This window comes from Pedobacter sp. 01T416_2 (genome assembly GCF_056398925.1).
This window is the reverse complement of record NZ_JBFTQI010000177.1, coordinates 1-8,763: the sequence shown is the minus strand read 5'-3', so window position 1 is coordinate 8,763 and position 8,763 is coordinate 1. Positions and strand designations below refer to the sequence as shown.

Sequence of the window (8,763 nt, the reverse complement as noted above, 5' to 3'; positions counted from 1 at the left end):
ACTTCAGCATATTTCGAACCTACTTTAGATTACGTAATCGTTAAAATACCCCGCTGGAACTTCGATAAATTTAAAGGCGCTAACAAAGAGCTTGGTTTACAGATGAAATCGGTTGGTGAAGTAATGGCAATTGGCCGTACTTTTATCGAAGCACTACAAAAAGCTTGTCAGAGTTTAGAGATTAACCGCGCTGGTTTAGGTGCAGATGGCAGACAGGTGCGCAATATCGAAGAGATTATGGACGGTTTGGAGCACGCTTCATGGAACCGTTTATTCTTAATAAAAGATGCCATGGCAATGGGCGTACCTTTAGAGTCTATCCGTAAGGTAACCAAAATTGACAAATGGTTCTTAAACCAGATTCAGGAGCTGGTATTGCTCGAAACTGAACTAAAAAGATATTCACTAAACAATATCCCTCAAGATTTCTTCGTAACGCTTAAACAAAAAGGATTCTCTGATATCCAGATCGCCTGGTTGTTAGGCAATGTTACGGAAGATGAAGTTTACGATCGCCGTAAAGCTTTAGGTATAAACAGGGTATATAAAATGGTTGATACCTGCGCTGCGGAGTTCCCGGCCAAAACACCATACTACTACTCTACTTTCGAAGAGGAAAACGAATCTGTTCCATCTGACAAGAAAAAGGTAATTGTATTGGGTTCAGGTCCTAACCGTATCGGTCAGGGTATCGAATTCGATTACTCTTGTGTGCACGGTTTATTGGCAGCAAAAGAAACAGGTTTTGAGGCCATCATGATTAACTGTAACCCTGAAACAGTTTCAACAGACTTTAACATGGCCGATAAATTATATTTCGAGCCGGTTTTCTGGGAACATGTTCGCGAAATTATCGAGCTGGAAAAACCAGTGGGCGTTATCGTTCAATTGGGTGGACAAACAGCTTTAAAAATGGCTGAGAAATTAACCGAAAGAGGCATCAAGATTATCGGAACATCTTTCGAGAATATGGATATCGCTGAAGACCGTGGCCGTTTCTCAGACCTGTTGAAAGAATTAGATATTCCTTATCCAAAATATGGTGTTGCAGAGAATGCTGAAGAAGCAATCGTTGTAGCAAACGAAGTAGGTTATCCTGTATTGGTCCGTCCGAGTTATGTACTGGGTGGACAAGGCATGAGCATTGTAATCAACGATGAAGACCTGGAAAAAGCAGTAGTAAAATTATTGGGCGATTTACCGGGCAACCGTGTATTGATCGATCACTTTTTAGATAGGGCAGAAGAGGCAGAATCTGATTCGATTTCTGACGGTGAGGATGTCCACATTGTGGGTATGATGGAGCACATCGAGCCTGCAGGTATCCACTCAGGAGATTCATTTGCCGTATTACCTACATTCAGCTTATCAGAAACGGTAACTAAAGCAATGGAAGAATACTCGATCAAAATTGCAAAAGCATTAGATGTGCGTGGTTTATTAAACATTCAGTTCGCCATTAAGGATGAGAAAGTTTATGTAATCGAGGCAAACCCAAGGGCATCACGTACGGTTCCTTTCATCGCAAAAGCTTACGATGTTCCATACATTAACATCGCCGCTAAAATTATGTTGGGTGTAGCGAAGCTGAAAGATTTTACGATCGTTCGTAAGCTTGAAGGTTATGCCATTAAAGAGCCGGTTTTCTCTTACGAGAAATTCCCGGAGGTAGCGAAAGAATTAGGTCCTGAAATGAAATCTACCGGTGAGGCGATCCGTTTCATCAAAGATTTAGAAGATCCTTACTTCCGCAAGCTTTACAAAGACAAATCAATGTATTTGAGTAAGTAATCTGCTTACGAAGACTTATAAAATAGCAATGGCCAGTGATGATTTTTCACTGGCCATTTTTTTTGTAGTTGTATTGGGCGGCTCGTCATTCCCAACTTGATTGGGAATCTTAAAGCCTACTGCATTACGATTCCCACCTGCGGGAATGACGACCGTTTTATAACTGCCGCTATTATTGCTTCAACTTCGGAATCCTCGTTGGGGTATCCGTTCCGTTTACAATGGTAATGGCGCTCTTTGCGATCGCTTTGATGGTAGAAAGGATATTTTCTACGTCCAAAGAACTATATTCGTCTTTCACACTATGGTATAATTTATCGATATCAATTTTATCGGTACTAATGGTATGTGCCGGAACGCCTAAAGCAGCTAAAGTTGCGTTATCACTTCTATAAAATAAATTTTGATCTGGATATGGGTCTGGATGGAAAGTAAATTCGGTCCCAGCCAAATTTTTCTGCAAAATCTTTCCAAAATCAGATCTTTCATAACCGGTAATAAATGCGGTATTCTTGCCAAATTTCGAATCCTTACCAATCATCTCAATATTGAACATGGCTACTACATCATCAGGATTTAGTTTTTCAGAGAAATATTTTGCACCGAAACCACCGATTTCTTCAGCAGTAAAAGCAACAAAGATTAAAGTACGTTCATTGTTTTTTTGCGCTTTGTAATACTTGGCAAGGGCAATCATAGCCGTCGTACCTGAAGCATCATCATCTGCACCATTGGCAATACTATCACCATCTACACTTTTTAAAAAGCCTAAATGATCATAATGACCTGAGAAAACCACAATTTCTTTTGCTTTTGATTTACCTGGAATTACCCCTGCAACATTAAATAAAGGCATTTTATCTACCTTACTTTTAAATGTTGCCGAAAAATCTGTTGCGGCATCTTTACCCAAAACAAAAACCTGTACAGCGCTTGTAGTTGCTTTAACATCTTTCTCATCAACAGTTGCCGGTTTACTGAAGTAACTTCTATAACGGTTAAACAGATCGGTAAATTTACTGTCAACCAAAACAATCTGGTTTTTTCCGGCACCCATCGTTGCCCTTAGCTGAGGCACAAATGCTTTTTCGGGATCTAATTTAACAACAGTGGTGTTCGATTTATCTAGTGTAACACGCTCAGAAGTTACGCCTGAAACAATTAAATTTTCTGGGGCAACTTCCTGTCCATCTATTTTAACACTTGTACCTTGGTTGGTAACCTGATATTTATTAAAGGTTTGACGGAAAGTTTTCTCGCCAGCTAATGGCTGTAAACCGATCTTTTTAAACTCAGATTCGATAAAAGTAGCCGCTTTATCAATGCCTGGCGTAAAGGTTGCACGCCCCTGCATATCATCGGCACTTAAGGTTTTAATCAGGTGATCGGTGTATTCGCGGGTGATGATTTTATCTATGTTTTGCGCTTTAAGCTGCAAACTTGCCATCCCGACAAGCGTAAAAAAGAATATTTTCTTCATATAATAAGTATTAGTTTTGCTATTTAGATTTTACCTGCGATGTTAACCATTTATCTCTAAAAGTTTGCATGGCCGGTGTTAAATCTCCCCCTGTTTTTTCAATCGGAACAAGCTCTAAAGCCGGATCTTCTATTAAGGTTAATTGTGCCGTTTTTTGCGCTCCACGGTAAAGATAAGTAACCTTCAGCACATCGCCGGGTTTATGGGCATCACTAATGGCCGTAACCGCAGCTACATCTTTTACTGTCACGTCATCGATGGCTAACAATACATTATCAACATCTAAACCTGCCTCATATGCAGGCGTACCCATCAGTGTCTGTCCTAATATCAATTTCCCATCCAGGTTATTAATCTTGCCAAAGCCAGCAAAAGCTTTACCAGGATTTGCTTTGCGCAAAACAAGACCTGCATTTAAAAGCAGCTTGGCATAATCGTTCTTTTCGGTGCCGTAAATATAATTTTTAAAGAAACCGGCAGCGAAAGCACGATCTTTAGTCAGCGTTGCTAGGGTTTTCTCTAAATCAGGTACAGTGTACGCAATTTCTGGCTTGCCGTAGGCTTTCCAAAGCGCACGCATATAATCATCAAGGCTGAGTTTAAATTCGGTTCTTAAGCGAAGATCTAAAGCCAGGGCAGTTGCAGCACCATAGGTGTAATACGAGGTGAATATGTTGCCTTTATTGGTCTGATCGATAGCCACACCAGCATCGGCAAACACCGCATACCTACTGGCCTCAATTGGCGAAAAGTTTTTTGCTCCGGGAGACAGTAAAGCAGCATTTACCAGGCCGTTAAAAGTTTGTATGGCATTGTCGGTAGTTTTTAAACCCGCCCTGGTTAACAGCAGATTGCCATAATATTGGGTAAAGCCTTCAGCCAGCCAAAGTTCATCACTCATATTGGCATGCTCAAAATTGAAGGGCTCTAAAGTTTTTGGCCTTAAACGCTCTACATTCCAGCTGTGAAAATATTCGTGCGAAAAAGTACCCAGGAGGTTCGATTCATAACCCGCAATTTTTGGTGTGCGCTGCACAATCGATGTGGAGTTTCTATGCTCCATTCCATCGCCTGCATTCTCCGGATATACATCATCCAGAAAATAATAATTACCGTAATCGTATGTGGGAAATTCGCCCCAAACGGCAAAATGTTCATCGACCATTTTTTTAAGCATCTCAGCATAATTATCAATGGTTTTCTGGTCGTCGTTAGCATGCGTAATTAAATGGATGGTCTGAACTTTACCATCGGTATTTTTAACCTGCCAGCTTGCCGTTTTGTAATTGGCAATTTCGGTAGGACTATCCATAAAATATTGGAGATTTGGCGCGAAATAAGTCCCATTGGCCATTGGCTTAAGCTGTGTAGCTACCTTCCAGTCCTGTTTTTCGGCATAATTGAATTTCACCAGTCGCGGCCTGTTATCCATGCCTACCGGAAAAGCAAAAGTTGCCGGTATATTCATGTGTGCATGGGTTTCGTCGAAACCTGCATAGGTTCCGTCAATCCAGTTTCCAAAAAGTGTATAGTTTACTTTTACGCTGGAACCATGATTGGGAATTTCATAAACATCGCCTGCTGTTTGTTTAATGGCCAGCTGTTTGCCTGATGCATCGAAAGCTTTCAGGTGATATACATTTTTTCCAAACTCATGTGTAGCGTAACGGCCCGGAGATGACCTGCTCATTCTGACCTTTAGCGTACCCGCAGGAACATTTGGGACAACCATGCTGATTTCAGCTTCATGATGGATAACATTTGGAAAGGAAACCGTATAACTGATCTCATTTTGGGCAAAAGCCTGAAACGATAGTAGACCAAATACCGCAGCACCTAAAAATTTCTTCATAAAATCGGGATTATAAGGGCAATTTAATAAAAATGGAAGATGTTTGAGGTAAAATGTACGATGGATAATAGTTGATGGTCTGATAGTCAATAACTGATAGCCTAATGTTCACAGTTGATTTTTTTTGGTTTAGGAGTTAAGCCATGGCCTACGAACCATCCGCTCTCAATTACCTTCTTACATTTCCCCTTAGCTCTCGCTATCCCAATCGTGTTTTTCGAGATCGCGGTAAGCTTTTCCTTTTATAATTCCCTTCTTTTTAGATGATTCGGAATCGACCCTTGTTTCGTGAATATTATCTGCTACTTCAAAATGGAAATCCTTATCTTTTTTCGAATGATAAATCGATACTTCATCTCCATCCGCTATAGCATAATCATAAGGCCCGCGTGCACTCATCAGTTTTACAAACACCGGCAAGCATTCAAAAAAGATAAACAGTAGCCCGATAAAAGTAACAGCGATTGCCGTATTGTTATCCCGTGTGCCATCTACATTAAATTTAAGTTGCCCTAATGCCCAGTTTCGGTCGGCAAAACCAGCAATATCCGATAAACTGTCTAACTGTTTTTTAGTGTACAGTTTTTCAGTAAACAGCCCATCAAATTCTTTGCGCTTATCTACAAAACCTTCCGATTTATTGATGGCGGCTTTTAGTGAATCTAATTCAGCCGTGCGTTGTGCTATTTCAGCTTCCTTGCGCTTGGCATACGGTCCGTAGCCCATTACCCCTGATGTYTCGGTGGTTTTGTTTCCAAAAATCTCGAAATTAAGTTTTTGTCTATCCGCTTTAATTCCTTTTTCAAGCGAATCCCGTGTGGCTTTCTGTTGATTTAACCTGCCAAATTCTACCTGATATTTTTTCTCAAAGGCTTTGTTCAGGGTATCAATTTTAGAACGCTGGCCGTTTAAGTAACTTACTTTTAGGCGTTCTTTAATTTCCTTATCAAAAATTTTAAGCTCTATTGGTCTCGAAATTACCATACCAATCATAATGGCTAACAGAATACGCGGTGTAGCCTGTAACAACTGTTTATTGGTACTTGCACTTTTATTAATGCTCGATACGATATAGCGGTCCATATTAAAGATGGCCGCCCCCCATAAAAAGCCGAAAACAATGGCAAAAATTACCGCCAGATCATCCCCCTTAAACACAAAATACATGGCATAGCCTCCGGAAAGGGCAGCAAATAAGCCTGTAAAAAAGATGGTGGCGCCAATGCCAGTATATTTATTTTGTTCTGAAGGATACTTTTCCAGTGTCGGGATATGAGCGCCAGAGCAAAACCAAAAGAAACGGTTCAGTTTGTCCATTTGTAACTATTTATAATTAAACGCCTAAGGGTTAAAGTTGTTACAGCTTCAAACAAAATTTTATGGCATTTTTTTGATGGGGAGCGTAAAGTTGATTTTCCTATATTTGCATAAATACATTTAATAAAATGAAAGAAATATCGGTACAAGAACTAAAAGAGAAAATCGATAACAAAGAAGATTTTCAATTGATTGATGTTCGTGAAACATTCGAATATGAGGTTTCCAATCTTGAAGGCGAGAATATCCCTTTAGGTGGAATTTTAATTGAGGCTGATAAGGTTGCGAAAGATAAGCCGGTAATTATTCAGTGCCGCAGTGGAAAAAGAAGCGCAGCAGCAGTAATGCAGTTGGAGCAACAATACGGATTTGATAATCTTTATAACTTAAAAGGCGGTATTTTAGCTTGGCAAGAAGCTTTTGATCCCAACATGCCAGTATATTAATGATAGAATGAATGAGTTTTGAATGAGTGATTGTTAATAGCATAACGCTTATTCAAAATTCATTCGCTCATTCAATCATTCTCTAATTTCGTCATTCAATCATTTCAACTGTGGGTAAAAAATTTGCTTTAAATATCTTCTATAACCTGGCCATTATCCTTTCTATTTTCGGATTGGTTTGGTGTTATAACAATGCTAAATATCTTCCAGCTGGCTTTTTGGTAGGCACAACGGCTTGTTTGTTCTACTTTAAGTATCAACTTACCAAAGACATCAGAAAAAGCTTTAAAGAAAAAGATCAGAAGTAATGCCTGTTAAGCCTAAACCGGGCAGATCTTTTAAAATATACTTACCGTTTTCGAAAGCCGGATCAGTAAAGGGGTTATTCTTGGTGAGCCATGGCCCATCCAAATCGGCCCAGTTACATAAAGGAGCCAAAGCAGCTGCGGCCAAAGTGGCACAACTGGTTTCGCTCATACAGCCAATCAGCACTTTCATCCCAAAAGAACGGGCTTTCAAAATCATCTGATGCCCTTCGTACATGCCACAGCTTTTCATCAGTTTTACGTTAATGCCATGATAGGCGCCTTTCAGTTTGTCCATGTCGGCTAAACGCTGTACGGCTTCATCAGCTAACAGCGGGATTGGGCTGCGCTCGGTTAGCCAGGCATTCCCATCGAGGTTGTTTTTATCCATAGGCTGCTCGATTAACACCACGCCCTGGTTATGCAGCCAATAAATTAAATCGATCGCTTTAATTTTATCTGCCCAACCCTGGTTCGCGTCCACATATAAGGGTACATTGGTCATGCTCCTGATCGTTTCGATAATTTCCTGATCGTTATCCCTCCCCAATTTAACTTTGATCACTTTAAAAGCTTCAGCATCTTTCAGTTTTTCGCGGATTACTTCAGGCGTATCAATCCCAATGGTATAAGAAGTTACCGGCATCTTAGCAGGATCTGCGCCGTAAATTTCATAACAGGGTTTATTTAACAGCTTTCCATTGATATCGTTAAGCGCAATATCTATTGCCGCTTTAATGGCTGGCTGGCCTGGAGCAAGGCTGTCCAGATAGCTAATTATTTCTTTGAAATCGAATGGATACTGGATTTTATCCAAATCTACAAGGCTAAGAAAAGCCGCTGCGCTTTCATAGCTCTCGCCCATATAGGGTACCATAGAAGCCTCACCATAACCTGTTACACCTTCATATTCTATCTTCAACAACATTAAGGGGGTGCTGGTACGGGTAAATTTCGAGATCGAAAAAGGATGTTTTAATTCTAATTCAAATTGTCTGCAACTAATCTTCATTATCAATCGTCTTCTAAATAAATAAGGTAATTATCGCTTTGCAAATTATCTTTGTTTTTATTAACGCAACTACCACTGCCATGAAAAACATTTCAAGATTACGGTATTTTATTTATTTATCCTTAATAATTATTGGAGGATGTACCACAGGAAAAAAAGCCTTACAAAAAGGTGATTACGATGCTTCGGTTGCTAAAGCAGTAAGCAGGCTGCAAAACTCGCCAAAAAATAGTGAGGCTATGGAGGTGCTAAAAACAGGATACGATTTGGCCTTACAGGATCATTTAAGAAAAATTGAAGAGGCTAAAATGTCTAACGACCTTTTCAGATGGGAATCGGTGATGTACGATTATCAAAAAATTAATCAATTGGCTGATGAGATCAATAGCTGCCCAGCCTGTTTAACGGTTGTTCCAGGTCCGACAAAATACATCAATGAACTTGCTGATAGCAAATACAATGCTGCTRCCGCAAGGTATAACTCAGGTTTGGGCTATTTGAGAGAAAATAACCGCCAGTCGGCAAAAAAGGCATACTACGAATTTGAGAAAACACAGAAT

The 8,763-nt window shown here is 40.0% G+C and carries 7 protein-coding genes and 1 pseudogene; 4 read left to right on the top strand and 4 right to left on the bottom strand.

What is annotated here, in order from left to right:
* Positions 1–1,791, top strand: a 1,791-nt coding sequence (gene carB, locus AC1DPQ_RS09795) for a carbamoyl-phosphate synthase large subunit (protein ID WP_477609041.1), incomplete at its 5' end; no start/stop codon positions are given.
* Positions 1,792–1,963: 172 nt separating this feature from the next.
* On the opposite strand, the gene AC1DPQ_RS09790 is transcribed toward carB, so the two are convergent.
* From AC1DPQ_RS09790 to AC1DPQ_RS09780, 3 genes are all read right to left on the bottom strand, one after another.
* The gene (locus tag AC1DPQ_RS09790; RefSeq protein ID WP_477580300.1) at positions 1,964–3,271 is read right to left on the bottom strand and encodes a M20/M25/M40 family metallo-hydrolase; all 1,308 of its coding nucleotides are present in this window, start codon (positions 3,269–3,271) and stop codon (positions 1,964–1,966) included.
* Between the two features lie 19 nt (positions 3,272–3,290).
* The gene (locus tag AC1DPQ_RS09785) at positions 3,291–5,123 is read right to left on the bottom strand and encodes a M61 family metallopeptidase (RefSeq protein WP_477580302.1); all 1,833 of its coding nucleotides are present in this window, start codon (positions 5,121–5,123) and stop codon (positions 3,291–3,293) included.
* A 189-nt stretch (positions 5,124–5,312) separates the two neighbouring features.
* Positions 5,313–6,440: a DUF4407 domain-containing protein gene (locus AC1DPQ_RS09780; protein WP_477580304.1), complete on the bottom strand. Its 1,128-nt coding sequence runs from the start codon at positions 6,438–6,440 to the stop codon at positions 5,313–5,315.
* A 128-nt stretch (positions 6,441–6,568) separates the two neighbouring features.
* Between AC1DPQ_RS09780 and AC1DPQ_RS09775 the strand changes: the two genes are divergently transcribed.
* Both AC1DPQ_RS09775 and AC1DPQ_RS09770 read left to right on the top strand, forming a co-directional pair.
* Positions 6,569–6,886: a rhodanese-like domain-containing protein gene (locus AC1DPQ_RS09775; RefSeq protein ID WP_215165554.1), complete on the top strand. Its 318-nt coding sequence runs from the start codon at positions 6,569–6,571 to the stop codon at positions 6,884–6,886.
* A gap of 110 nt (positions 6,887–6,996) precedes the next feature.
* On the top strand, positions 6,997–7,194 hold the full coding sequence (locus tag AC1DPQ_RS09770) for a DUF6358 family protein (protein WP_029277955.1): 198 nt from the start codon (positions 6,997–6,999) through the stop codon (positions 7,192–7,194).
* Here the strand turns inward: AC1DPQ_RS09770 and AC1DPQ_RS09765 are convergent.
* Positions 7,172–8,203, bottom strand: coding sequence for a dipeptide epimerase (locus AC1DPQ_RS09765; RefSeq protein ID WP_477580306.1), 1,032 nt, complete (start codon positions 8,201–8,203; stop codon positions 7,172–7,174). The genes AC1DPQ_RS09770 and AC1DPQ_RS09765 overlap by 23 nt on opposite strands.
* Before the next feature lie 80 nt (positions 8,204–8,283).
* Here AC1DPQ_RS09765 and AC1DPQ_RS09760 point away from each other — a divergent pair.
* Positions 8,284–8,763, top strand: a pseudogene (locus AC1DPQ_RS09760) (hypothetical protein); the annotation flags it as partial.